We start from the raw sequence: 24,113 nt of genomic DNA on the forward strand, positions 1-24,113 counted from the left end.
GCAGAAGTGGCAGCGAATGGGCGCCATCATCGGCGCGCCATCCGCACCGCGGCGGCCAGCCGGCCTCGCCGGAACGGGGGGTAGTGGATCATGAGGGGCGGGGCCGGGGAACCCTGATGCGTCACTTTCTGCCTTCTCGCCCGGTAGCGGCGTTGCCGCTCGGCATGCTTGTGCCGGCCCTGGCGGCTCTGCTGGTAGCGCCAGCCGGCGGCCCGCAGAGACGCGCTTCGTGCCACCTGCGCACACCCCTCAGGGCAATAGATGTTGCCGCGGTCACAGCCGCTGCAGATCATCACTTGACGGTGACAACGGGCGCAGTTGTACAGGCGTGCAGAGTTCTCCATCGGCGATCCAGGCCGATGAGGACTTGATTGTCAGGGGAAAACGAGAAATAGTGTGCGGGCTCGTGCTCTGCACGGCCCGGGGTGCGATACCGGGATCGACGGCCAAGTCAATTAGACCCGGTATCGCACCTGTCTCAACGGCCCCTCTTCATCTACCCGATTCCGGCACTCTTGTCACCGGTTGCTCGCGGCCGCCCGCCTGCCGGCTCAGCGACTGATTGGCCTACCAATCAATCCTTCGCCAGATATGCGCGGGTTTTTACAGCCAGCTACACCCCGTCGCTAAATCGCCTGTTCCGGCGCCAATCTCTTTTCAGGAATCGCAGGGAAGCCTTCCTCGTTTCCCCAGCACCGACCCGGGGGCCAGATCTGCCACACGCGCAAGCTGCGGCTACCAAGAGCATGAAACTATTCGATTAGATCCAAGGCGCCGGCGAGATGCGGTGCCCGATGGAAGGGAGGAGCGTTGGGGATAGACGCAAACCTTCCATTTATCTGAAATCTCAGGCAAAGATACTATGGATACCGCGAAAGTTGACGAGATAAAGGGGCTTGCACAAATAGCCTTCGCGCAAGACGCCTTAAGAGGTATCGTTCTTTTAAATGGCGGAGCGCTGATCAGTCTTTTAGCATTGTTTGGTCAAGTTTGGTCGAAGGACTCAGCTGAAGCTTCAATAGTAATGATCAGCTTAAGGCCTGGGTTGCTATTCTATCTTTTAGGTACTATAGCCGGAATTATCGCGCAAGGCGCCGCGTATCTTTCGCAACAATACTTTGTCGAAGGACATCATGTAGTCGGGATTGCCTTACGCCACGTCGTTATAATGCTGTCTTTATGCGGAATATATTTATTTGCTCATGCTAGTTTTTCATGTATTAACAGTTTTATAGGTTGACTATTATGAGAAATGGTTTACCGCTTAGTCCAATAAGATATGATGGACCTCCCTCTTGTGACGAAAATGGAAAGTACTATTATATCGGAAAAGAAGGATGTCTCGGATGTTTAATTTACCCGCTTGGTTTTATGGTTCTCATGCTGGTTGTATGGTACGTCCTTATTTAACGAGTAAAATAATTGCCTAACAAACGCGGTTGAGCTGGATACTCCTCCGCAGTGCACAGCTTACACACTTGCTACGCTCATTTTAGCGCAAGCGATGCGCCGCCTTGGCCTGTCGCTCACCGCGAACGTTAGAGACAAGACACATGGAAACTATCGTTTATTACTCAAGAAACGCTAAAAAGCCTCCGTTCGAGGTGATAATCGCACTGAATGGACAAACTGCATATATCAATTGCAATTGCCCGCTTGGGCAGGAAAAGAAAATATGCCGACATAAAATTAACGCAATCAGGGGCGATAAGTCTAAACGGCATGAATCTACCTCTGATGAAGTCATTGCGCGGCTAAGACATCTTTTCGGCTCAAGCTCTACGTTACGACAACACCTCGAAGAAAAGTGGCGTTCACTACGGATATTTTCTTCAGAGCACCCTGACAACGAAGAAGAAATAGGTAACAAAAGAAGGATATTAGGCGAGGTGTTTGCAAACGGGTTTTTGAATGAAAACGTGTATCGACCACAAGAGCCATTTGATGCCGAAGAATGGGAGGACACTAGAGAGACTTTAATAAACGGTATGAATTGCCCAGTGACACTCAAATATGTAAATCACGAGGGGACTGCTACCACAAGGGATGTTCTTGTGGAGGAAGTATTTGTCAGTAATTCTAATTACTACATGCTGGGTTACTGCTCTCTACGCGAGCAGAAACGCACGTTCCGTGTTGACCGCATACAAGGCATAGATTTCGGCCCAGAGTGCACTACAAGAGACAAAAGCTTACTTCTGGATGTCGTCTTCCAAGGAAATCCGCAAGTACAAACCAGAAACCAGTAAATACCGAAACAACACCTAACAAGGCCACAAACTCGGATCCAAAAAAAAGCGCTGCTCCTTCGTCGCTCTGCTTTTTGGATCTGGTTATGGCTGGCGTTAAGGGCGCGCTTCTCCCAGAAGCGCGACAACTTGGGAATGCAATTCTAGTGTCCTGTCCCGTAAGAATGTTCCCCACACGAATACTGCAGTTTCGGGGACAGTATCCTGAACTCAGAACTACTCGGGAACCCGTATTCGTGTACGGTTCCGCTCAGCGGTCACGATCCCTCCCGTTGATAACTCGGTACTGTAGAGTTCGAGTGCCTTCAGGCAGTAGCTCGCCTGTTCCCGGGCCGGGATTCCTACTAGACGAATGATGCCGCTATGGGGCTCGCCGAATACGACGGCTCGTTCACCGAAGTCCTTGTCGAGTGTCACCAGGATCCGATCTTGTTCATGGGCCTGCCGGAGGATTTCCTTGTCACCGGGATCCTCCCCCCACTCACCAGTCCACTCGACGTCGTGTCCCCGGTCCAGGAGCGCTTGCACCGCGCCACCCCAGACACAGGTATCCAGCAGCAACTTCACGCGACCGAATCGATCACGCTTGGCTCGAACCGCTCATGTCCCACCAGCCGGTGGGCGTAGGCCAGACACGCATGGATGTCTTCGGGCTCCAGCCACGGATATCCCTCGAGGAGGGTGTCGGGACTATCCCCCGCCGCCAGCATTCCCAGGACGTGCTCCACTGCCAGCCTGCGACCCCGGATGATTGGCTTGCCGCCGAAGATCTCCGGATTGACGGTAATGCGTCTCAGCAGCTCCTGCTCGTTCATGGTGCTCGCCCTCGGCATGGTGACCATTAACAGTATCCGGAGTATGGAGTAGGTGGTAAAGGGTCATCCTCTCCATGAACAACCCTTCTCTCCGAGCGGCGCGATTCGAACTCCCGCCCCCCACAACCCCATGCCGGCCTACGCCTCGAGGAGCGGCGCGCGATAGGGCTGCGCGGCGTACCTCTGATTGACCCAGGCGACACCGCCCGCCACGAGCTCTCGGTGAATCCATTCATCTCCAGCGTGAAGTTGCTCCACCATCCATCACGGTGATGTTAGTCGCGCACAGGGCACGGCTGAAGGCGGGCTGGGCCAGCAACTGGGTGGCCTCGCGGCCGTACGGCTGATCGCGTTCGGGGGTGTCGATGTCGGCGAGCCAGATCTTAAACGGCCGCGCTCGGGGGCTCTATGCCAGGTTCAGGGTGTCAGTGTCCACCACCCGGGCCGCCTGGCTGCGGATGTCGCACCGCGGGGCGGCGTGGGCCGACAGGGCAAGGGCCGAAAGAATGAGGGCGGTGGTAAGTCGGTGGGGCATGTGCTGGCGTCCGTGCTGGCTGTCGGCGGGCGAGGTTACTCCAAGCTGGGACGCTCGGACAATTCGCGGCCGCGAGGGACCAGCAAAGAGATCGCTCGCCCTTACCCCCTGCTCGTATCTCCCGAGCCCGGCCCGTGCCGAGCCTTATTGGGGGTGGAGCGCCGCGAGTTCACTCTATTCGGGACACAGTGACGAGACCTGCGGTTACGCCACTCGCCACGGCACCCCCCTATTTCCGGCTTCTGTTACCCATGTTGTTACCCACTTATCGAAAAAAGGGCTGAGCGCATCACGTAAATGACTGTTTTTACTGGAGCCGGGTAACGGATTCGAACCGTTGACCTACTGATTACAAATCAGCCGCTCTGCCAGCTGAGCTAACCCGGCGAGAAGTTCAAGGTGCGGGCCTGGCCTTCAGGCCTGCGGAATTCTAGGCCTCACGGCACCACGGGGCAATGTCAGGGACAGGAGCGGGCCGGGGACAGCTCGGGCACCAGCGCCGCCAGCTCGGCGCGGGGGAGGCGGGCGTCTATGGCCAGGGTGATGCGCAGCCAGGTCTGGTCAAACTGCTCGTAGCGGACCTCCATGGCGGGCTCGAAGCCCTTGGATTCCAGTTCGTCCATGCGGGCCCTGGCGGAGTTCTCGCGGCTGTAGAGGCCGAGGGATACCGCGTTGACGTTGGGGCCTCTCATGACACGAATGAAATCGGTCACGCCGGCGTCCCGCAGGCGGTCGAGGGCCTCCCGGGCCGCGGTGATGTCGGCGAACTGGGGCAGGTAGATCCAGTAGCGATTGGGCCGGCGGTCCTGGCGGGTCTCGGTCTCCACGGTCATGCCCTGCTCTTCCAGCAGGGCCACCATGGCGTCGGTGTCGGCCTCCTCGGGGAAGGGCCCGAGCAGCACACAGCGGGTCGCGACGAGCGCCGGCGCCGGCTCTTCGCCGGACTCGTCATCCGCCTCGGCCGCGGCCTCGGGTGGTGCCGATAGCGGTGCCGACGGTGCCCCGTCGGGGGGCTCCTCTCCGGCGGTCGCAGTGGCTGACGGGGGCTGTGTCCCGTCCTGCACGACGGCGGGGGCGGGTGGCTCGGGGGTGGCCCCTGCTGCCGTGGCTGCCTCCGGGGTGGCCCCTGGAGTGGCCTTGGGTGCCTTCTCTGGGGCCGCGGGCGTTGCCGGATCGCGGCCCGGGCCCTCCTCCACCAGGTGCAGGCGCTCCACGGCACCCCGGCTGGAGGCCGTGACCGGCTCGGGCGCCACTGCCTTCAACTGGTAGACGTTCCATCCCAGGTAACCCAGGTTGGCAAGCAGCAACAGCCACAGTACGGCGCGCACTTCAGTCTCCCCCGATAATCGCCAGGCCCTGCAGGACCAGCCGGGGTTCATGATGCCATTGCCCGGACAAGCGGGCGAGCACGTGGGGGGCATCGCCGCCGGTGATGATGGCGGTCAAGGCGCCTTGGGCCCCGCCACGGGCATCGGCCTCCAGCGCGTCCAGGGCGGCCGCCAGCATGAGCAGGGTGCCGGCGCGGACGCCGTCGGCGGTATCCCGGGCGAGCCCCGGCGCGACCTCACCGGTGACGTCGGCCGGGGCGTCGACTAGGGCGCTGGTGCCCGTGCCGAGGGCCCGGCGCATCAGTCCGAGGCCGGGCATGATGACCCCGCCCAGGTGGCCGCCGTCCGCCCTCACCCCGTCCACCGTCACCGCGGTGCCGCAATCGGCCACCAGCACGTCTCCGGGCCAGCGGGCATGGGCCGCCACCATGGCCGCCCAACGGTCACAGCCCAGGGCCTCGGGCCGGGCATAGGCATTGCGCACACCGCATCCCGCGGCCGGGGCGGTGATGAAGCGGGGGCGGAGCTTGAACCGCCGCGCCACCGCCTCTGCCACGGCCCGGCTCCCGGCGGCCCCCGCCACGTTGCTCACCACCACCGCCTCGGGCGCCGGCAGGCCGGCCAGCAGGGTATCCAGAACGCTTGCGAGGCCACTGCCACCGTGATGCGCGCGCCCGGATGCTCCGAGGTCCGCCCCCTCCTGGAGGGCCCAGCCGATAAAGGTGTTGCCCACGTCCAGCAGCAGTCTCACGGGGCCACCCTCAGACTCACCTCGCCGGCGTGAAAATGCCTGACACCCTGACCGGTGCGGATCCGCAGGGCGCCGTCGCCGTCGGTGCCGAGGGCCGTGCCCTCCACCCTGCCATCGGCCAGGTGGAGGGTGACTCGGCGCCCGCGGGTCAGGTCCAGGGCATCCCAATCGGCCTGGCAGGCGGCCATGCCCTGGCGCTCGAAACGGGCCACCCCGGCCAGCATCTCCTCCAACAGACGGCCCGCCACGCGATTGCGGTCCCAGGGCTGTCCCGTCACCATGCGCAGGCTGGTCCACGGTTGGTCGATGTCCGCCGCCATCATGTTCACGTTCACCCCCACGCCGATGACCACCTTGTAGGGGCCGGCGGCCTCTCCCACCAGTTCCAGCAGCATCCCCGCCAGCTTGCGCCCCCGCCAATAGACGTCGTTGGGCCATTTCAAGCCGATATCGCCGGCCCCCATGGACCGCAGGGCGCGCGCCACCGCGACCGCCACCGCCAGGCTGCAGGCCGGCAGGGCATGGGCGATGTCCTCGAAATACCACAGCAGCGACAGATACAGGTTCTGGCCAAAGGGGGATACCCAGACGCGGCCCCGCCGCCCGCGGCCGCCGCTCTGATGTTCGCTTACCACCGCCGCGGGCGCCGTACCGCCCGACACGGCCCGGCCGATGAGCCAGCGGTTGGTGGAATCCACGCTGGGCAGCACATCGAGTTGTCTCAGGGCAGGACCGTCATGGGGACCCATGGCCGCCCGGATACGTTCCTCGGCCAGCAGGTCCACGGACTCGGCCAGCCGATAGCCCTTGCCGGTGACGCCGTGGACCTCGAAGCCCAGGGCCGCGAGACTGCGCATCAGACGCCATACACCGCCCCGCCCCACCCCCAGGGCGGCGCCGAGGTCCTCGCCGGAATGGAAACGACCGTCCGCGAGTAGTTCGAGAAGCCGCAGAATGGCCTCCAGTTGGCGGGGCCCAGGAAACGGGAGTGCAGTCATGACGGCATGGGAAGCTAGCCCCTTTGTCACCCTCAGGCAAGGTATTACCGCCCCCCCGCCATCGGCTACATTAGGACACACAGAACTCACGGGAGACGCATCCATGTCCAAGCATTTCGATCTCATCGCCATCGGTGGCGGCAGTGGTGGCCTGTCGGTCGCCGAGCGGGCGGCCCGCTATGGCGCCAGTGCGGCGGTGGTGGAAACCAAGGAGCTGGGCGGCACCTGCGTCAACCTCGGCTGCGTACCGAAGAAGGTGATGTGGAACGCCGCCAACCTGGCCCAGGCCATGGAATACGCCAAGGATTACGGCTTCGAGGTGGAGCGCGGCGAACTGGACTGGAAGCGCCTCAAGGTCAAGCGGGACAACCATATCGCCGGCATCAACGAGTGGTACGAGACCTACCTCGTCGATTCCAGCATCGAGCACATCACAGGCTTCGCCCGCTTCGTGGACCAGCGCACCATCGAGGTAGACGGCGAGCAGTACACCGCCGACCACATCGCCATCGCCCCCGGTGGCCTGCCCATGGTGCTCGACGTCCCCGGCGCCGAGATCGGCATCACCTCGGACGACTTCTTCGACCTGGAGGATTGCCCGGGACGCGTCGCCATCGTCGGAGGCGGCTACATCGGCGTGGAACTCGCGGGCGTCTTCCACGCCGTGGGTTGCGAGGTGAACATCCTGCTGCGGGCCGAGGAGGACTTCCTGCCCGGCTTCGACTCCATGCTGCGGGAGACCCTCATGACCGAGATGGTGAAAAGCGGCATCAGCTTCCACGGCAACACCTCGGTGGCAGCCATCGAACGGCAGGATGGCGGTATGCTGCGCATCACCACTACCCGGGGCCAGCACATTGACGATTTCGACCAGCTCTTGTGGGCAGTAGGGCGCCGCCCCAATACCGACGATCTCAACCTCGAGGCCGCCTGTGTGAAGACGGACGAGCGCGGTTTCATCCCCACCGATGAGTTCCAGAACACCAACGTGGAGGGCATCTACGCCCTCGGCGATGTCACCGGCCGCACGCCGCTGACCCCCGTGGCCATCGCCGCCGGACGGCGCCTCGCCGACCGCCTGTTCGACGGCAGGACCGACCGCCACCTCGTCTACGAGAACATCCCGTCCGTAGTATTCTCCCACCCCCCCATCGGCACCGTGGGTCTCACCGAGGAAGATGCCCGGCGCATTCACGGCGACGCGGTAAAGACCTACACCACTCACTTCACGCCCATGTTCTACGCCTTCACCCGCCACCGCGAGGCCACCGCCATGAAGCTGGTGACGGTGGGCGCCCGGGAGCGCATCGTGGGCTGCCACGTCATCGGCCTCGGCGCCGACGAGATGCTCCAGGGCTTCGCCGTGGCCATCCGCATGGGGGCCACCAAGCGAGACTTCGACGACACCGTGGCCATCCACCCCACCAGTGCCGAGGAACTGGTGACCATGAAGTAGGGATTCAAAAGCGGGGAACCACGAAAGACTCGAAAAATGCGAAAGGGATACCCAGGCTCCCGCCATGTCCCGACGTTGGAGAGGGGGACTGGACGTTCGTTGTTGTTTCCGTGGCTGGAAAGCAACGGTCAACCGACCGCCCTCGTCCGATCCTCACTGGTGACGTGCCCTGCCCAACACCTGTCCTGTGTTCTTTATGCCCCTGAGCGAGCATCCGGACAGGCATCTGTTCTCCGGCTCCCTGGCGAACCCCGGCGCTCTACCTTTTCGCGCCTTTCGCGTATTTCGTGGTTGATCGCCGTTGATCAACGCGTGTCGATATCCCCGTCGCCGTGGTCGTGAGGCGCGACGCCGCATAATCGAAGCCGACGGCGAAGCATTTGGAGACACAGGTGGATTCGAAGCTTTTCTGGATCATTCGGCAGTCGCTCAGAAAAGTCTGGGTGCGGGCCGTCAGTTTCGCCTTGTTCGCCGTCATAACCGTTGGCATCGCACCCTTTTTAGAAAGATATGTGCCGACGGCGTTCGCCGCGGGTCTGGCGAATATACCGGTAGATAAAATTCTCACGATCCTGGCTTCGTCCATGCTGGCCGTGACTACATTCTCGCTCTCGATCGCGGTATCCGCGCTCACAGCCGCCGCGAGCAATGCTACGCCCCGCGCCACCGCGCTTCTACAGGAGGACTCCACGACCCAGAACGTGCTTGCGACCTTTCTTGGCGCCTTCCTTTTCAGTCTGGTCGGACTGATTGCGGTGCGTACTCCGTTTTATGACCGGTCCGCGCAGATATTTTTGTTCCTGGCCACTCTGGTTGTGGTCGCCCTTGTCGTGACTGCTCTGCTGCGATGGATCAGCCACCTCCTGACCTTCGGCAGGATGAACGATACGCTAGACCGTGTTGAGGAAGCTGCTGTGCGCGCTCTCAAACGACGTCTCGCCAATCCCTATCTCGGCGGCAAGCCACTGCACCAGGCGATCCCTGGGGACGCAGTGCCGATAGCATCGGTCCATACAGGCTATGTCCAGCATATCGACGTCAATGCGCTTGCCGAATTTGCCCAGGAGTTCGACGCGGAGATCTACCTCGCCGCACTGCCCGGCAGCTTCGTCCACCAAGCCGCGCAGATTCTCCGGATCCATGGTTCTGCGCCCTCTGATGATCAGGCAGATAGGCTGCGGCGGGCATTCACGCTCGGCAATGAGCGCACATTCGATCAGGATCCGAGATTCGGTTTGATCGTTCTTTCCGAGATTGCCTCGAGAGCACTGTCGCCCGCGGTGAACGATCCGGGTACGGCGATCAGCGTCATCGGACGGCTCGTTCGAGTATTGTCGTGCCGGGTCGAGCGTGCCGACCCTGCGGTCGATTACCCCGCGGTACATGTGCCTCCCGTGCTACCCGCCGACATGATTTACGATGCCTTCCGGCCGATCGCGCGGGACGGTGCGGCAGTCATTGAAGTACAGATGCGCTTGCACAAGGCCCTTGATGCGCTGCAACGTATCGCGCCGGTGGCTTTCGGGGAGACAGCCGCAGAGCTTTCAGCCTATGCGCTCGAAAGCACGGCGGAAGCAGGTGCGAATGCCGCTGACCTTGGCGCGCTAAAAGCCGTGGCGGTCTTGTCAGGGCAGACACTGAGGCTCGAAGGTGGTAACCAGCCTCCTGGACACTGAACAGCCGGGAGGAAAAACGGCGAGGCGACGGATTCGCCATGGCTGCGCGGCGATGTCATGCCCTTGCCTGCGGCTTGGTGCAGGTCGAGTTCATGGCTCCTCCCGCGCTCACGATGCTTGTCCTCGCCCATTGAAAACGGTCACCGCGACGTGGCCAGCCAGGCCCGCCATACCGCGCTTTTCGCCCCACCGACCGGCCTCACGGCGCTCCCGGGCGGACACCTTGGGCCGGCGCCGGACCGGTTCGGTAACGCTCCGCTATCGCCGGTCTTCGCCGTCCTTGCCGTGCTCGGGGCACTTTTAGAAACGTCCTTGGCGACCTGCAGCCGAAGCGAGCCCGCGCCAGCGCCTCAAATTTCCTCGCGCACCTGAGCATAGGTCAGGGCGGCGAAGATGCCCGTACCGCCCAATACGTTGCCGGCGAAGGCGGGCAGGATACCCTCGAAGGCCGCGGCGGCAATGCCGAGTTCGCCTCGAACGACAAGAATGAAAAGTTCGGTCGAGCCCGCCACAACGTGAGACATACCACCGAGCCCGATCACGTAAGTCACTATGACGATCAACAGCACCTCGCCCGCGCTTTCCATGCGGGGCAGAATCCACACCAGCGCGGCGATCAAAAACCCCGCCGGGATGCCCCAGGCGAAATGATCGAAGGCCGTAGCCTCGGCGTAATGGCGCGAGACGGTAAGAATACCCTCGAAACGGGCCTCCGGCAGGATGTGTCCATGGACGAGCACCAATGCCGCCGCTACGCACCCCACGAGATTGGCGACAAAGACGATGCCCCAGAGGCGTGCGGTTTGGTAAAAATTCGCCCGTGTCGGCGCGAGGAATAGCGGCAGGATCGGTGTGATGGTGTTCTCGGTGAACAGCTGCATCCGCCCGAGGATCACGATCAGGAAACCCACCGTGTAACCCAGGTTCGAAATGCCCGCGGCCCAGTCGGCATGCGGCAGGATCGACGCGAGAAAGCCCTTGCACAGCACCGAGGTGCTAATCGCCAGCCCGGCTGCGACCCCCGACCACCAGAGTGCACTGATCGGTCGCGACAGTTCGTGCTCGCCCTCCCGCCGGATCGCCTCGAAGATGACCGACGAGGGGACGTTTTCGTATTCATCGGCCTGCTTTTCTTTGTCTCGATCCAAATCTGCTTGTTCGGACACGATCCTTAACCCTCTAATGCCCTTCGCCAGATGGGTCGGGCCTACTGTATTTCGGCTGATGCTCGAATGTACTAAGACCAGCAAAATCGAAACGAAGATGTCTCCAGTTAAGCCAGCGAATTCTTAAACCCTGACCTGTCCCACGCCAACCTTGCTTCCCAGCGCCCCGAGCACCCAGAGAAAGCCTTGTTGTCGCCTTCACGCTGAGACCCCATTTTGTTGCAGTGGTTTTATCAAGTTAACTGCGTATATCTACGCCCCCTTCAAGAAAGCGCAACATCATTTGATAGCTATAATGGCGACTGCTTGCTGACCCCTTGGCGAGAGAAAGTTCTTCCCTCTACATCCATGAATTCCGGTGACGAGCCCCATGTTTATTATGCCCCTGAGCGGGCATCCGGACAGGCATCTGTTCTCCGGCCCCTTGCGGACCCCGGCGCTCTGCCTTTTCGCGCCTTTCGCGTATTTCGTGGTTGATCGCCGTTGATCAACGCGCGTCGATATCCCCGTCGCCGTGGTCGTGGGGCCCGGCGCTGCCGCCCCCGGTGAGGTCGAGTTCGGGTTCCACCTCGGCCTCGGGGTGCATCTCCAGGACCATGGGCGTGGTACGCACCATGGGCACGTAGGGGGCCTGGTCGGCGATGGCGGGGGCTGCCCTGAGGAGCATGCGGGCGAGGCCGAAGACCGCCAGGATTACCAGCATGCTACCGGAGATGACAGGCAGGCCGAGGGGGCCCGCCACCTTCATGGCCGCGCCGCCCAGCAATGGGCCGAGGAACGCGCCCACGCCGTAGACCATGAGCAGGCCGCGGGTGGCCGACAGGGTGTGGCCGGCATCCAGGTGGTCATTGGTATGGGCGACGCTCAAGCCGTAGAGGGAGAACATGAGCCCGCCGTAGAGAAAGGCCATCGCCGGCAGCCCGCCGGCGCCTTTCATGACGATCCAGCCCGCGGCGAAGGCCGCCGCGGCGCCACCGAGGCTCGTGGCCACCAGCACGCGGCGCCGATCATGGGAGTCAGAGAGGTGGCCGATGGGGTATTGCAGCACAGCGCCGCCGATGATGGTGGCCCCCATCAGCAGGGCGATCTCTCCCGGTGCCATGGCGAGGCGTTGGGCGAACACCGGCGTCAGGCCCCAGAAGATCCCTTGCACTACACCGGCCACCACGGCCCCGGCGACGCCCAGGGGTGACAGGCCGACCAGCCGCCCCAGGGCCAGGGGCGTGGGGATCTGCACCAGGGGCTCCTGGACCCGCGTGACGGCGATGGGGATGAGGCCGAGCATGACGAGGATGGTGGCCAGGGCGAACAGCTGGCTGCCCTCGACAGGGTAGGTCACCAGCAGGGCCTGGCCCGCGGCCAGGGCCACCAGGGTTATGGCCATGTAGGCCGAGAAGATACGGGCCCGCAACGGCCCCGGCGTCTGCTCGATGAGCCAGGACTCCACCACCATATAGACCCCCACCACGGCGGCGCCGTTGATGAGGCGGAACACGAACCAGGCCCACGGGTTGACCCACAGCCCGAAGGCCAGCACGGACACCGCCGTCAGGGCGGCGAAGGCGGCGAAGGATCGGATATGACCCACGCTGCTGATGATGCCGGGCCCGTAATGGGCCCCCAGGATGTAGCCCACGTAGTAGGCCGCCATCACCAGGCCGATCTCCAGGTTGCCGAAGGACTCCATGGCTGCCCTGACGCCCACCAGGGTGCCCAGCAGACCGACGCCCACCAGCAGCACCCCCTGTCCCCCCAGCAGGGCCGTGAGGGTCACGCGCACGGCATCTCCCCGGCACCGACGCGGCGCGCGGAGGCACTTGGAAGGGTCGAGGGCACGGCGGCTGTCCGAGGTGGCGGGAAGGCGGATTATGGGACAAAGATCAACGGGGGAAAAGATGGCCGCCGCCACCGTGCAAGAGGCCTTTCGCCACGACATCCGCCATGACCTCGCGGCCCGGCTGTCGTAAGCTTGCGGCGGTGAAAATCTGGCTGACCGATCGATTGGGCCGCCCGCGCGAGGTCTTCGCGTGGGCCCTCTATGACTGGGCCAATTCGGCCTTCGCGACGGTGGTGATCGCCGGCTTCTTTCCCCTGTTCTTCAAGGCCTACTGGAGCGAGGGCGTGGACGCCACCGTGAGCACCTTCCGCCTGGGGGTGGCCAACTCGGTGGCCAGCCTGCTAGTGCTCCTGGTGGCGCCGGTGCTGGGTGCCATCGCGGATCGCGACGGCTTCAAGAAGACCTTCCTGCGCGCCTTCGCCCTGCTGGGCATCACCTGCACCGCCGCCCTGTACTTCGTCGGCCAGGGCCACTGGGAGCTGGCGGTGGTGTGCTATGTGGGCGCCGGCATCGGCTTCGCAGCCGGCAATATCTTCTATGACGCCCTGATATTCGACGTCAGCGACCGCGGCCGCCTGGACGTGATATCGGCCTTCGGCTTCTCCCTGGGTTACCTGGGGGGCGGCCTGGTGTTCGCCCTGTGCGTGGCCATGACCCTGTGGCCCGCCACCTTCGGCCTCGCGGGCAAGACGGCGGCGGTGCAGTTCTCTTTCCTCATCACCGCCGCCTGGTGGGCCCTGTTCACCCTGCCCCTGCTGGTCATGGTGCCCGAGTCGCGGGCCGCGCGCCCCCCCCTGGCGGGGCGCATCGGCTCCGGTCTCCGGCGGGTGATGAACACCCTGCGCAAGCTGCGCCACCATCGGGATGCCTTCCTGTTCCTGCTGGCCTACTGGCTCTACATCGACGCCGTGGACACCATCATCCGCATGGCGGTGGACTACGGCATGGCGCTGGGCTTCGACACCGGCGACCTCATCGCGGCTCTGCTGCTCACCCAGTTCGTCGGCTTTCCCGCGGCCCTGGCTTTCGGCTGGCTGGGATCCCGCATCGGTCCCCAGCGCGGGATCTTCATCGGCATATTCGTGTACATGGGCATCACGGTGTGGGGCTATTACATGGATTCCACCTGGGAGTTCTACGGCATCGCCGTCGTCATCGGCCTGGTGCAGGGGGGCGTACAGGCCCTCTCCCGCTCCCTGTTCGCCCGCCTCATCCCCGACGGCGAGGCGGCCGAGTATTTCGGCTTCTATAACCTGGTGGGCAAGTTCGCGGCCATCATCGGTCCGGCCCTGATGGGCTGGGTGGCAGTGGCCACGGGCGACAACCGCACCTCCCTCCTCTCCCTGCTGGTACTATTCGGCCTCGGCGCCCTGCTGTTGTCCCGGGTACGCGATCCCGATACCTGAGGGGACCTTAGTTAGGGGTACGCCGGCGCCGTAGGGGCTGCGCGCGACCGTTCCACCGCTGCCCAGCCCGGGCCGAGAGTCTGGTAATTGCGCCATGTCAGTCAAACGGGCGCTTACCCATTAATCCCGGAGTTAACTGGTTCCTTAATTCCCGCCGCCGTGGCATGTTTTCGTGGTAGCCCGCATGGGCCCGGGTGGCTCCTCGCCATGGGGTTTCCGTGCCCGCGGTTCCTGGACGGCCTGACAATCAATGGAGCATCGATGCGTGAGTGGCAGTTCTGACCGCCAGACGGCGGCCCTAACCCTGGCGCGCAACCCCATCCGCGAGGCCTATGCCCACCTGTCGGAGCGGGTGGCGGCGGCACTCTCGAGGCCCGGCGGACCCACGGGTCCGCCGCAGCGTGTCGAGGTGGAGGCTCCGGACGTCGAACCCCTGGCCTGGTTGGCAGCCCAGGCGGGTCGGCCACGGCTCTACTGGGCCGATCGCGGCCGTCACCGCGTGGTGGCTGCGGCGGGGATCGCCGAACGCCTCGACCTCCAGGCCACCATGGCACCCGCCCAGCTGCTGACAGCGGCAGCCGGGCGCCTGGTAGACGCCGCGCCCGGCATCCGCTACTACGGCGGCTGCCGCTTCGACACCGAGGCCACCATTTCCCGGCGCTGGCAGGCCTTCGGTCGCGGCTGGCTGATGTTGCCACGGGTCGAGTGGATACAGGAGGGCGAGCAGCGGCTCCTCGCCTGCAATGTCTTGCCGGGGCGCGATGGCGTGCAATCCGTGCTCGCCGAACTCGACCGGCTGGCCCACGTACCCGTGGCCCTTGCCCCACCCGGCCCGCCGCGCTGGCGCGAGGACACGCCTACGCGTGCGGACTGGCTGGCCCTGGTGGAACGCATCAGCACGGCGGCCCGCCGGCGCGGGGAACCCGCGAAGGTGGTGCTGGCGCGACGTACCTCTTTCACCTTCGATACCGACGTAGAGGGCCTGGCCCTGCTCCAGGCCTATCAGCGCGCGACGGAGTCCAACTGCTTCCTCTTCTTTTTCGATCCCGGAGATGGAACGGCCTTCATGGGTGCCAGCCCGGAGCGTCTTTTTCATCGCCGTGACCGCCACATCTGCAGCGAGGCCCTGGCCGGCACCCGCCCCCGTGGCGCCACCGTCCATGAGGACACCCTGCTCAGGGAGCAGCTGCTGGCCTGCGCCAAGGAGGGCCGCGAACACGCCTGCGTGGTTCGGCACATCGAAAACGGCCTGGCCGAACTCACGGACAGCCTGGACCGCGACCGCGACATCTCGGTGGTGGAACTGGCCCATGTGCAGCATCTCAATGTGCACATGAGGGGGTACCTCAGGCCCGGGGTCACGGATGGCGCCCTACTGGCCGCCCTGCACCCCACGCCGGCGGTGGCGGGAGACCCGCCGGCGGCGGCCCTGGCCCGCATCGGCGAACTCGAGCCCTTCGACCGCGGCTGGTATGCGGGGCCGGTGGGCTACGTGGGGGCCGACGACACCCAGTTTGCCGTCGCCATCCGCTCAGGACTGGTGCGCGGGCACCATCTGGACCTCTATGTGGGCGCCGGTATCCTGGCGGGCTCAAGGCCCGCCGGCGAGTGGCTTGAGCTGGAAAGCAAGATGAACGGCATGCAGTCGGCCTGGCACCATGACTGAAGGCGCGTCGCGCGCCCGCACCGCATGGCTCAATGGTTTGTGGGCCGAATTCACCATGGAGGAGTTGTGGCGCCTCGGGGTGCAGGACATCTGCATCGCCCCGGGCTCCCGCTCCACCCCCCTCACCCTGGCGGCGGCCCGCCATCCGCGCTTGCGCTGCACCGTACACTTCGATGAGCGCGGCTGCGGTTTCCACGCCATCGGCCTGGCCCGGGCCCGCGGCGCTCCGGCGGCCATCATCTGCACCTCCGGCACGGCCGCCGCCAACCTCTACCCGGCGGTGGTGGAGGCGACCATGGACAATGTACCGCTGATCCTGCTCACGGCCGATCGGCCACCGGAACTCAGGGACACCGCCGCCAACCAGACCATCCCCCAGACCGGGCTGTTCGGCGCCTACCCGCGCTGGCAGGCGGACCTGCCCACCCCCACCACGGCGGTACCCGTCGCGGCCCTGCTCACCACCTTGGACCAGGCGGTGCACCGCAGCCGCGCCGCGCCCGCCGGGCCAGTGCATCTCAACATGCCCTTCCGGGAGCCCCTGAACGACCCCGAGGCCGAAACCGACTGCGGCAGCTGGTGCGCGCCGGTCGAGACCTGGCGTCGCGGCGGGGCACCCTTTACCCGCTATCACCGCCCGGACGGGCCGGTGCCGCTGCCGGCGAATCACGGGGTGGCCGAAGCCCTGGGGGCCGCCCATCGGGGCCTGCTGGTGGTGGGCCGCCTGGCGGGCCCCGCCGAGGCCGCGGCGGTACGTACCCTGGCCACCCGGCTGGGTTGGCCCACGCTGGCGGATATCGGTTCCGGCCTGCGCCTCGGCCACGCCACCACGCCCTTCGTTCCCCATTACGACCTACTGCTCAAGGTGGCCCCGCCGCCGCCGCCGGATACCGTGCTGCACCTGGGGGGCGAGGTGGTATCCAAGGTCCTGATGCAGTACCTGGAAGCCGCCCGCCCACCCCGCTATATCCGCGTCTACGCCGATCCCCGGCGCCACGACCCCAGCCACCAGGTGAACCACCGGGTGGACGGTGGAGTCGCGGCCTTCGCCGACGCCGCGGCAACCCTGGACCTGGAGCCGCCCCCGGCACCCTGGTTGGCCGCCTTCCGCGAGCCCGAGGCCCGCATCCACCAGACCCTGGACCGCCTGATGGATGACACGCCGGGCTTGGACGAACCCGCGGTATGCCGCCTGGTGTCACGGCTGACACCGCGGGACGGGGCCCTGTTCCTCGCCTCCAGCATGCCGGTGCGGGACATGGACAGCTTCGCCGACCCCTGCGGTCCCGCGGTGCCTGTGGCGTGCAACCGCGGCGCCAGCGGCATCGACGGTACCGTGGCCACCGCCTGCGGCTACGCCGCCGGGCTCGGGCGCCGCCTCACCCTGGTGTGCGGCGACCTTGCCCTGCTCCACGACCTCAACGCCCTCGCCCTGGTGGCCCGATCGCCGGTACCCATCACCCTGGTGGTGATCAACAACGACGGCGGCGGCATCTTCTCGTTCCTGCCGGTGACGGCCGAGGAGGACCACTTCGAGACCTTCTTCGCCACCCCTCACGGCCTCGGCTTCGCCTCCTTCGCTCGGGGCTTCGGACTGCACTACCAGCGCCCCGGATCGATCGCAGAATTCGCCGCCGTCTACGGTGACGCGGCCCGCAGTCCCGGTCCCACGCTCATCGAGGTGCGCACCGAGCGCACCGCCAACCGCGAGCGCCACCGTCACATCATCACGCTCCTCAGCCAGGCCTTGGAACCCCATGAACCCTCTTAACGTGAAAGTCGCGAAGCACGAACTCCCCCTCTCCCTCTGGGACAAATCCGTCGGGAACGGATTTGAACGCGCCTTGGCGCGGCCCGCAGGGCGAAGGGCAGGATGCCCGGAGTACAGGGATGGGGTGAGGGAACGAACATGGCGATACGCGCTCCTCTTTCATCATCTCGGGCGGCGCGTATCACCATGAGAGTTAACCACGAAAAGCGCTAAAGGACGCGAAAGAGAAAAGTCCCCGGGCATTCACGGCGGCGGAGGTCGAACGCCCGCCGGCTGCCGGGAGCAGCAGACCTACGCCTCTGTCCTTCTCCCCGGGGAGATGGGAAAGGGGAAATGGGAAAGGGGAAAAGATTACCACCCGTGCGTCCGCTCTGCTGACGCCGAAACGGTGGACCCGCTGCGCCTTTTTTAAACCTCCGGACCCACGCCGGCTACGCTTGGTGCGCGCGGACGGGCATAATGGCCCATCCGAACCCGACCCGGACCGCAACCCCGCGCAGCGCGGCACCCCGATGCCCCAAGCACCGCGATCCCCATCCTAAGGAGCGACATGAGCGACATTTCCTGGTCCCCCGCCCGCGATTACGAGGACATCCGCTACCACAAGGGCGAGGGCTTGGCCACCGGCATCGCCCGCATCACCATCAACCGCCCCCAGGTCCGCAACGCCTTCAGGCCGCAGACCGTCAACGAGATGGGCCACGCCCTCGCCGACGCCCGCGAGGACGGCGACATCGGCGTGGTGATCCTCACCGGCGAGGGCCCCGAGGCCTTCTGCTCCGGCGGCGATCAGAAGGTGCGGGGCGAGGCCGGCTATCGCGACGATGGCGACGTCATGCGTCTCAACGTCCTCGACCTGCAGCGCCAGATCCGCACCTGCCCCAAGCCCGTCATCGCCATGGTAGCCGGCTACGCCATCGGCGGCGGCCATGTGCTGCACCTGATGTGCGACCTCACCATCGCCGCCGATAACGCCGTGTTCGGCCAGACCGGGCCGCGGGTGGGCTCCTTCGACGGTGGCTATGGCGCCAGCTACCTGGCGCGGGTGGTGGGCCAGAAAAAGGCCCGGGAGATCTGGTTCCTGTGCCGCCAGTACGACGCCGCCAAGGCCCTGGACATGGGGCTGGTGAACACCGTGGTGCCCCTGGCCCGCCTGGAACAGGAAACCGTGCAGTGGTGCCGCGAAATCTTGGCCAACTCGCCCATGGCCCTGCGCTGCCTCAAGGCGGCGCTGAACGCCGACTGTGACGGCCAGGCCGGCCTCCAGGAACTGGCAGGCAACGCCACCATGCTGTTCTACATGACCGAGGAGGGTCAGGAGGGGCGCAATGCCTTCCTGGAGAAGCGCCCACCCGACTTCAGCAAGTACAAGCGCCAGCCCTGAGGGCAGTCATGTCGTCCCAACGCCTTGGTGTTTGGCTGCAGGCGGCCCGGCCCCGCACCCTGGCGGCCTCGGTGGCGCCGGTGATGATGGGCACGGTGATGGCCGCCGCCGAGGGGGCCGCCCACTGGCCGGCGGCCGCTGTGGCCCTGGTGGCGGCGCTGCTGATCCAGATCGGCACCAACCTCGCCAACGACTACTTCGATTACGTCAAGGGCGCCGACACTGCCGCCCGTACCGGCCCCCGGCGCATGGTGCAGGCCGGCCTGGTGACCCCACCCGCCATGCGCCGGGCGGCGGTGCTGGTGTTCGCCGCGGCGCTCATGGTGGGAAGCTACCTGGTGTGGCGGGGTGGCTGGCCCATCCTGGCGGTGGGCCTGGTGTCGATCCTCTCTGGAGTGCTCTACACCGGCGGCCCCTATCCCCTCGGTTACCGCGGTCTCGGCGAGGTGTTCGTGCTGCTGTTCTTCGGTCCCGTGGCGGTGGGCGGCACCTACTATGTCCAGGCCCTGACCCTCGACCCCTGGGTGCTGGTGGCCGGCCTCGGGCCCGGGCTGGTGTCCGTTGCCATCCTCACCGTCAACAACCTGCGGGACATCCACACCGACGCGGTGGCGGGTAAACGCACCCTGGCGGTGCGCTTCGGGCCCGCTTTCGCGCGCTGGGAATACGCGGGCTCCCTGGCGGCGGCCTCCCTGCTGCCCCTGGTGTTCCTCGTCACCGGCGCCGCCGGCATGACTATCGCCCTCACCACCCTGGTGCTGGTGGCTGCCGTACCCTCCCTGCGCACCGTGTTCACCAGCCGCGACGCCGCCGCCCTCAACCGCAGCCTGGGGGCCACCGGCGGGCTGCTGATGCTCCACACCGTACTGTTTTCGGTCGGCTGGCTGCTGTGAGGATCCGGGCGGCCTCCCTGTTCGGTTTCGCCCTGCCCCTCGCCCGCCTCCTGCCGGCCCCCCAGGCCCCGGCGGCTAACCGCGAGGGCCTGCTGCTGCGCCTTGCGGACGAAGTCGGCCACGAGGCCCTGGGGGAGGCCACCCCCCTGGCGGGCTTCAGCCCCGACACCCTGGCCACCACCCGCCGGGACCTGGAGCACTTCTGTCACACAGCGGTGGAGCACCGGATTCCGGAGGGTCTCGAGGCCCTGGACGGTGGCTTCGAGGCATGGCTGGGCACCAGCGGCTATGGCCCGGCGGCGCGCTGCGCCGTGGAGGCCGCGATCCTTGGCCTGGTGGCGGCCCGCCGCGGCCTGGGGCTGGCCCGCCTGCTGAATCCTGCCGCGCCCACGGAGGTGGCGGTGAACGGCCTGGTGAGCGGCGCGCCGGATGACGCGGCGGCCGGCGCCAGGCGGCTGGTGGCGGCCGGCCATCACACCCTCAAGCTCAAGGTGGGCGGCCTGGAGCCGGATCCGGAAATCGCCCGCATCACGACGGTGCGCGAGGCCATGGGTCCCGGCACCCGACTGCGCCTGGATGCCAACCGCGCCTGGCCCGTGGCCGTGGCCCGGGGCCTGCTCGAAGACCTCGTCCGGCAGCCCGTCGGGGCCGGCGCAACCATCGAGTACGTGGAGGAGCCGGCCAGCGACCTCGAGGGCTTCCGCGCCCTTGGCGCCCTGGGGCTGGCCCCCCTGGCCCTGGACGAGGGGCTCAGGGAAATGGCGCCGGAGGCCCTGGCCGCAGTCGCCGGGCTGGGCGCGGTGGTCCTCAAGCCCACCCTGCTCGGCCTGGAGCACGCCGCCGCCTTCGCCCGCGAGGCGCGCCGCCTGCGGCTGGGGGTGGTGGTGGGATCCACCTTCGAATCGGGCGTCGGTGTCGGCATCCTCGCCCATCTGGCGGCGGCCTGGGCCGAGGCCGGCTGCGCCGCCGGTCTCGGCACCCTGGGGTGGTTCGGGCGCGACCTGCCCGCGAGCCCCGTGGAGACATCCCCCGGCTTCATGCCGGTGGATCCCGCCCAGGCGGCGCCCCCGGAGCTGGATACCACTCTATTGAGTCCCCTTCATGGCAGCCCCACCCCGTCCTGAGCCCGCGCCCGCGGTCATCCCCTGTCCGGTGGCCGCGGCGGCGGCGCGCGCGCCTGGGGACGCGGCCATCATCACACCCCAGGGCAGCCTCGACTACGGCGGCCTGCATCGCCGCTGCGCGGCCCTGGCGGCCACCCTGGAACACCACGGCATCGTCCCGGGAACGCGGGTGGGTGTGCTGGCCGCGCCGGGCGCCGACGCCATCGCCCTGCTGTGGGCCCTGGGACGCCGGGGCACCGTGGCCTGCCCCGTGAGCCATCGCCTGCCGCCTGCGCTGACGGATGAGTTACTGGGCGACCTGGAGGTGGAACTGGTGGTGACAGACCGGCCCTGGCAGGGCCGGAGGGTGGCGGCCCTGCCTCTGGCCGACCTCGTGACCGCGGCGGCCGGCTTATATCCTGATGGGGCGGCCGGGAACATCCGCCTGGGGATGGCGCAGCCGGCCACGGTGCTGTTCACCTCGGGCAGCAGCGGGCGACCCAAGGCCGTGCTCCACGAGGTGGCCAACCACTGGTACAGCGCCCTGGGGGCCAACGCCAACCTGCCCCTCGCCCCGGGCGACCGCTGGCTGCTGGCCCTGCCCTTGTTCCATGCCGGCGGCCTGGCCATCCTGTGGCGGGCCGCCCTGGCCGGCGCCGCCGTGGTGGTGGATGCGCCGGAGACCACACTGGAGGCCACCCTGGAGCGCCTCGCTCCCACTCATCTTTCCCTGGTACCCACCCAATTGTGGCGGCTGCTGAGGGAACCTGCCGCCCGGCTCACCATGGCGGGCATCAAGGCCGTCCTGGTGGGGGGCGACGCCGCCCCCCCGGGCCTGGTGGCCGAGGCCCGCGCCCGGGGCCTGCCGCTGCTCACCACCTACGGCTGCACCGAGGCCGCATCCCAGGTCACCGCCACGGCCCTTGGCAACCCCGCCCCTGCCCTGGCCACCAGTGGTCGGGTGCTGCCCCATCGACGAATCGCCATCGCCGCAGACGGTGAGATCCTGGTGGGCGGTCGGACCCTGGCCCGGGGCTACATCACGGACCGGGGGCTCCAGCCCCTGACGGACGCTGCAGGCTGGTTCCATACCGGCGACGTGGGGACCGTGGACGAGAATGGACGACTACGGGTGGCGGGCCGGCGGGACAACATGTTCATATCCGGGGGCGAGAACATCCACCCCGAGGCCATCGAGGCCGCCCTCAACGACCTGCCCGGCGTGGCCCGCAGCATCGTGGTGGGGGTGCCGGACGAGGAGTTCGGCCACCGCCCGGCGGCCTTCGTGGAGATGGCAGACGGCACCCCGGCCGACATCGCGGATATCCACGCCCTGCTTAGGGCAGCAGGACGCCTGGCCCGCTTCATGTGGCCCGTGCGGGTGCTACCGTGGCCACCGGAGACCCCCCAGACCGGTATCAAACCCGACCGCCGGGTAATTCGGGGGTAATTCGGGTAGAGTAGAGAGCAGGCCCTAACGCCCGTAGGTCCGGCTTAGCGGTTCCCGCCCCTTTCGTTTGGCGGTGCCTAAATAGCCGGGCCGTAGCCACCAGGGCCAGCCCTCCCTCATCAAACCGTGCATACGGTTCTCCCGTACACGGCTTTCCGATGTGCTTCACGCCAAGGCATGCGCTGAGCGCCAGCCTGCTTTGTGGGATAGCTTGAGTAATCCAAGGGCGTCGTGGAGGTGGGCGTAGGGAAAGCGTTCGTAACCGCGCGTGCGAGTGCGCACTTTGTGACGCCGCCGCAGTTGGGTACGCACGCGTTCCTCAGTGAACCACCGGACGCGTCCGAAAGCCTTGGTGCAGTTGCCGTAGTGGAAGTAGCCCGACCAGCCGCGTAGCACTTGGTTCACTTCCGTGATCATACGCGGCATCGGCACCGGGGTGCGGCGCCGCGCGGTGAGTTCCTTGATGCGCGCCTTGATCCTTCGTTCGGCGCGGCGGCTCGGCTCAACGTGAGGGTAGCCGTTGCCGGTTCGTCGGCTGCGGGCCCATTTGATGCTGAAGCCAAGAAAGTCGAACGCCTGTCGGCGGGCATCGACCTCGTGGGTTTTCTCCCGGTTGAGCGTCAACTCCAGGCGTGTCAGCACCGTCTCAAGCACCGCCATGGCCGGCGCGGTGTCCCCACGACACAGAATCACGGCATCGTCAGCGTAACGCACGAGGCGCGCCCCTAACCGCCGTTCCAAGTCGTGCCGTTCCCAAATCCGGTCCAGCAGATGTAGATAAAGATTGGCCAGCAGCGGGGAAACAACCCCGCCTTGCGGCGTCCCTTTCCGATTCCCTTTACCGCCACTCGGGCGTTGCTTGCCTCGCCCATCCTCTTCGATGACCGGGGCCTTGAGCCATTGCTGAATGAGGGCGAGGACGCCCCCATCGGCAAGGCGCTCGGCAACCACGGCCATGAGCTTGGCGTGCGGGATCGTATCGAAATACTTCGATAGATCCGCATCGATGATTTGGGTCTTTCCCTGAAACAGGCCGTCGGTGACGGCCTTCACCGCATCATGGGCCGAACGCTGCGGGCGAAATCCATAGGAGTGCTCGCAGAAATCAGCCTCGAAGATCGGCTCCACCACCAGCTTGAGCGCCATCTGTACGATCCGATCCCGGATTGTGGGGATCCCCAATGGGCGCTCACTGCCATCCGGCTTGGGTATCCAGACCCGACGCACGCCGTCCGCGCCGTACGTCTTCTGCTCCAGTTCCCGTTGCAATTCCGCCAAGTAGGCGTCTCTTCCGACCCCCGCCTCGATGGCCTCACAGGTCACACCATCGATTCCTGGCGCGCCCCGATTGGACCTGACACGATCATAGGCGTGACCGAGAGTGTCTGCCCGATAGACCTCGTCATACAAGGCGTAGAAGCGAAACGCCGGCTCTTGCTTGGCCTTGACGTAGAGCTTCCTCTGCAGCGTCCTGATCTTTTCCGGAGTTGTTAGCGACATCGCCGCAATCTCCTGACCCTCTGCGTTTCGGTTGCGTGCACAAAGTAGGGTCCCTTCCCTCAGGTCGGGTTATGTTGTCCCAGACCCTCAATCGGTACTATGAACCCCTCCGACTCCCACGACGGTCGA

General features: G+C 65.8%; 21 protein-coding genes and 1 tRNA gene. 11 read left to right on the forward strand and 11 right to left on the reverse strand.

Annotation, left to right across the window (positions count from 1 at the left end; translation table 11 throughout):
* Nucleotides 1-26: 26 nt before the first annotated feature.
* A complete protein-coding gene (locus U5S82_03605; protein MDZ7750746.1) occupies nt 27-344 on the reverse strand; it encodes a hypothetical protein in 318 nt (105 codons plus the stop codon).
* 518 nt (nt 345-862) lie between these two features.
* On the opposite strand from U5S82_03605, the gene U5S82_03610 reads away from it, so the two are divergent.
* The gene (locus tag U5S82_03610) at nt 863-1,240 is read left to right on the forward strand and encodes a hypothetical protein (protein ID MDZ7750747.1); all 378 of its coding nucleotides are present in this window, start codon (nt 863-865) and stop codon (nt 1,238-1,240) included.
* A gap of 313 nt (nt 1,241-1,553) precedes the next feature.
* Entirely contained in the window at nt 1,554-2,249 is a 696-nt protein-coding gene (locus tag U5S82_03615) for a WYL domain-containing protein (protein MDZ7750748.1), read from the forward strand.
* Between the two features lie 216 nt (nt 2,250-2,465).
* Here the strand turns inward: U5S82_03615 and U5S82_03620 are convergent, their stop codons facing one another.
* The 7 genes from U5S82_03620 to U5S82_03650 all read right to left on the reverse strand — a co-directional run bounded on the left by U5S82_03620 (nt 2,466) and on the right by U5S82_03650 (nt 6,676).
* Nucleotides 2,466-2,816 carry a DUF5615 family PIN-like protein gene (locus U5S82_03620; protein MDZ7750749.1) on the reverse strand — a complete coding sequence of 117 codons (351 nt, stop codon included), beginning with the start codon at nt 2,814-2,816 and terminating at the stop codon, nt 2,466-2,468.
* Nucleotides 2,813-3,064: a DUF433 domain-containing protein gene (locus U5S82_03625; protein MDZ7750750.1), complete on the reverse strand. Its 252-nt coding sequence runs from the start codon at nt 3,062-3,064 to the stop codon at nt 2,813-2,815. Before U5S82_03625 ends, U5S82_03620 begins: the two co-directional genes overlap by 4 nt.
* 406 nt (nt 3,065-3,470) lie before the next feature.
* Complete coding sequence (locus U5S82_03630; protein MDZ7750751.1) at nt 3,471-3,599, reverse strand: hypothetical protein; 129 nt, start codon at nt 3,597-3,599, stop codon at nt 3,471-3,473.
* Between the two features lie 311 nt (nt 3,600-3,910).
* A tRNA-Thr gene (locus tag U5S82_03635) sits at nt 3,911-3,986 on the reverse strand.
* 71 nt (nt 3,987-4,057) lie between these two features.
* Complete coding sequence (locus tag U5S82_03640; GenBank protein MDZ7750752.1) at nt 4,058-4,927, reverse strand: SPOR domain-containing protein; 870 nt, start codon at nt 4,925-4,927, stop codon at nt 4,058-4,060.
* Nucleotide 4,928: 1 nt separating this feature from the next.
* Entirely contained in the window at nt 4,929-5,678 is a 750-nt protein-coding gene (locus tag U5S82_03645; GenBank protein ID MDZ7750753.1) for a type III pantothenate kinase, read from the reverse strand.
* The gene (locus tag U5S82_03650; GenBank protein MDZ7750754.1) at nt 5,675-6,676 is read right to left on the reverse strand and encodes a biotin--[acetyl-CoA-carboxylase] ligase; all 1,002 of its coding nucleotides are present in this window, start codon (nt 6,674-6,676) and stop codon (nt 5,675-5,677) included. The genes U5S82_03645 and U5S82_03650 overlap by 4 nt, the downstream gene beginning before the upstream one ends.
* A 103-nt stretch (nt 6,677-6,779) precedes the next feature.
* Here U5S82_03650 and gorA point away from each other — a divergent pair, with 103 nt between their 5' ends.
* Nucleotides 6,780-8,132 (forward strand): glutathione-disulfide reductase, encoded by a 1,353-nt coding sequence (gene gorA / locus U5S82_03655; GenBank protein ID MDZ7750755.1) that lies wholly within the window; start codon nt 6,780-6,782, stop codon nt 8,130-8,132.
* A gap of 392 nt (nt 8,133-8,524) precedes the next feature.
* Nucleotides 8,525-9,808 (forward strand): DUF2254 domain-containing protein, encoded by a 1,284-nt coding sequence (locus U5S82_03660; protein MDZ7750756.1) that lies wholly within the window; start codon nt 8,525-8,527, stop codon nt 9,806-9,808.
* Nucleotides 9,809-10,158: 350 nt separating this feature from the next.
* On the opposite strand, the gene U5S82_03665 is transcribed toward U5S82_03660, so the two are convergent.
* Together U5S82_03665 and U5S82_03670 are read right to left on the reverse strand one after the other, a co-directional pair.
* Complete coding sequence (locus U5S82_03665; protein MDZ7750757.1) at nt 10,159-10,974, reverse strand: formate/nitrite transporter family protein; 816 nt, start codon at nt 10,972-10,974, stop codon at nt 10,159-10,161.
* A 487-nt stretch (nt 10,975-11,461) separates the two neighbouring features.
* Nucleotides 11,462-12,754 carry an MFS transporter gene (locus tag U5S82_03670; protein MDZ7750758.1) on the reverse strand — a complete coding sequence of 431 codons (1,293 nt, stop codon included), beginning with the start codon at nt 12,752-12,754 and terminating at the stop codon, nt 11,462-11,464.
* Between the two features lie 197 nt (nt 12,755-12,951).
* Here U5S82_03670 and U5S82_03675 point away from each other — a divergent pair, with 197 nt between their 5' ends.
* From U5S82_03675 to menE, 7 genes are all read left to right on the forward strand, one after another.
* A complete protein-coding gene (locus tag U5S82_03675; protein MDZ7750759.1) occupies nt 12,952-14,217 on the forward strand; it encodes an MFS transporter in 1,266 nt (421 codons plus the stop codon).
* A 265-nt stretch (nt 14,218-14,482) separates the two neighbouring features.
* Entirely contained in the window at nt 14,483-15,883 is a 1,401-nt protein-coding gene (locus tag U5S82_03680; protein ID MDZ7750760.1) for an isochorismate synthase, read from the forward strand.
* The gene (menD, locus tag U5S82_03685) at nt 15,876-17,654 is read left to right on the forward strand and encodes a 2-succinyl-5-enolpyruvyl-6-hydroxy-3-cyclohexene-1-carboxylic-acid synthase (GenBank protein ID MDZ7750761.1); all 1,779 of its coding nucleotides are present in this window, start codon (nt 15,876-15,878) and stop codon (nt 17,652-17,654) included. The genes U5S82_03680 and menD overlap by 8 nt, the downstream gene beginning before the upstream one ends.
* Before the next feature lie 550 nt (nt 17,655-18,204).
* Nucleotides 18,205-19,038, forward strand: a complete 834-nt coding sequence (gene menB, locus U5S82_03690; protein ID MDZ7750762.1) for a 1,4-dihydroxy-2-naphthoyl-CoA synthase — start codon at nt 18,205-18,207, stop codon at nt 19,036-19,038.
* 8 nt (nt 19,039-19,046) lie between these two features.
* Nucleotides 19,047-19,931, forward strand: a complete 885-nt coding sequence (locus tag U5S82_03695) for a 1,4-dihydroxy-2-naphthoate polyprenyltransferase (GenBank protein ID MDZ7750763.1) — start codon at nt 19,047-19,049, stop codon at nt 19,929-19,931.
* Nucleotides 19,928-21,055, forward strand: coding sequence for an o-succinylbenzoate synthase (menC, locus tag U5S82_03700; GenBank protein ID MDZ7750764.1), 1,128 nt, complete (start codon nt 19,928-19,930; stop codon nt 21,053-21,055). The genes U5S82_03695 and menC overlap by 4 nt, the downstream gene beginning before the upstream one ends.
* Nucleotides 21,033-22,484 carry an o-succinylbenzoate--CoA ligase gene (gene menE / locus U5S82_03705; GenBank protein ID MDZ7750765.1) on the forward strand — a complete coding sequence of 484 codons (1,452 nt, stop codon included), beginning with the start codon at nt 21,033-21,035 and terminating at the stop codon, nt 22,482-22,484. Before menC ends, menE begins: the two co-directional genes overlap by 23 nt.
* 165 nt (nt 22,485-22,649) lie before the next feature.
* On the opposite strand, the gene ltrA is transcribed toward menE, so the two are convergent.
* The gene (gene ltrA, locus U5S82_03710; protein ID MDZ7750766.1) at nt 22,650-23,984 is read right to left on the reverse strand and encodes a group II intron reverse transcriptase/maturase; all 1,335 of its coding nucleotides are present in this window, start codon (nt 23,982-23,984) and stop codon (nt 22,650-22,652) included.
* Nucleotides 23,985-24,113 lie beyond the last annotated feature (129 nt).

The organism is Gammaproteobacteria bacterium, assembly GCA_034522055.1.
GTDB lineage: Bacteria > Pseudomonadota > Gammaproteobacteria > JAABTG01 > JAABTG01 > JAABTG01.

Bases quoted from the DNA above. Each gene is read 5' to 3' on its own strand.
- U5S82_03605 (MDZ7750746.1), bottom strand. From the start codon at position 344: ATGGAGAACTCTGCACGCCTGTACAACTGCGCCCGTTGTCACCGTCAA.
- U5S82_03610 (MDZ7750747.1), top strand. From the start codon at position 863: ATGGATACCGCGAAAGTTGACGAGATAAAGGGGCTTGCACAAATAGCC.
- U5S82_03615 (MDZ7750748.1), top strand. From the start codon at position 1,554: ATGGAAACTATCGTTTATTACTCAAGAAACGCTAAAAAGCCTCCGTTC.
- U5S82_03625 (MDZ7750750.1), bottom strand. From the start codon at position 3,064: ATGAACGAGCAGGAGCTGCTGAGACGCATTACCGTCAATCCGGAGATC.
- U5S82_03630 (MDZ7750751.1), bottom strand. From the start codon at position 3,599: ATGCCCCACCGACTTACCACCGCCCTCATTCTTTCGGCCCTTGCCCTG.
- U5S82_03650 (MDZ7750754.1), bottom strand. From the start codon at position 6,676: ATGACTGCACTCCCGTTTCCTGGGCCCCGCCAACTGGAGGCCATTCTG.
- gorA (MDZ7750755.1), top strand. From the start codon at position 6,780: ATGTCCAAGCATTTCGATCTCATCGCCATCGGTGGCGGCAGTGGTGGC.
- menD (MDZ7750761.1), top strand. From the start codon at position 15,876: ATGACTGAAGGCGCGTCGCGCGCCCGCACCGCATGGCTCAATGGTTTG.
- menB (MDZ7750762.1), top strand. From the start codon at position 18,205: ATGAGCGACATTTCCTGGTCCCCCGCCCGCGATTACGAGGACATCCGC.
- U5S82_03695 (MDZ7750763.1), top strand. From the start codon at position 19,047: ATGTCGTCCCAACGCCTTGGTGTTTGGCTGCAGGCGGCCCGGCCCCGC.
- menE (MDZ7750765.1), top strand. From the start codon at position 21,033: ATGGCAGCCCCACCCCGTCCTGAGCCCGCGCCCGCGGTCATCCCCTGT.
- ltrA (MDZ7750766.1), bottom strand. From the start codon at position 23,984: ATGTCGCTAACAACTCCGGAAAAGATCAGGACGCTGCAGAGGAAGCTC.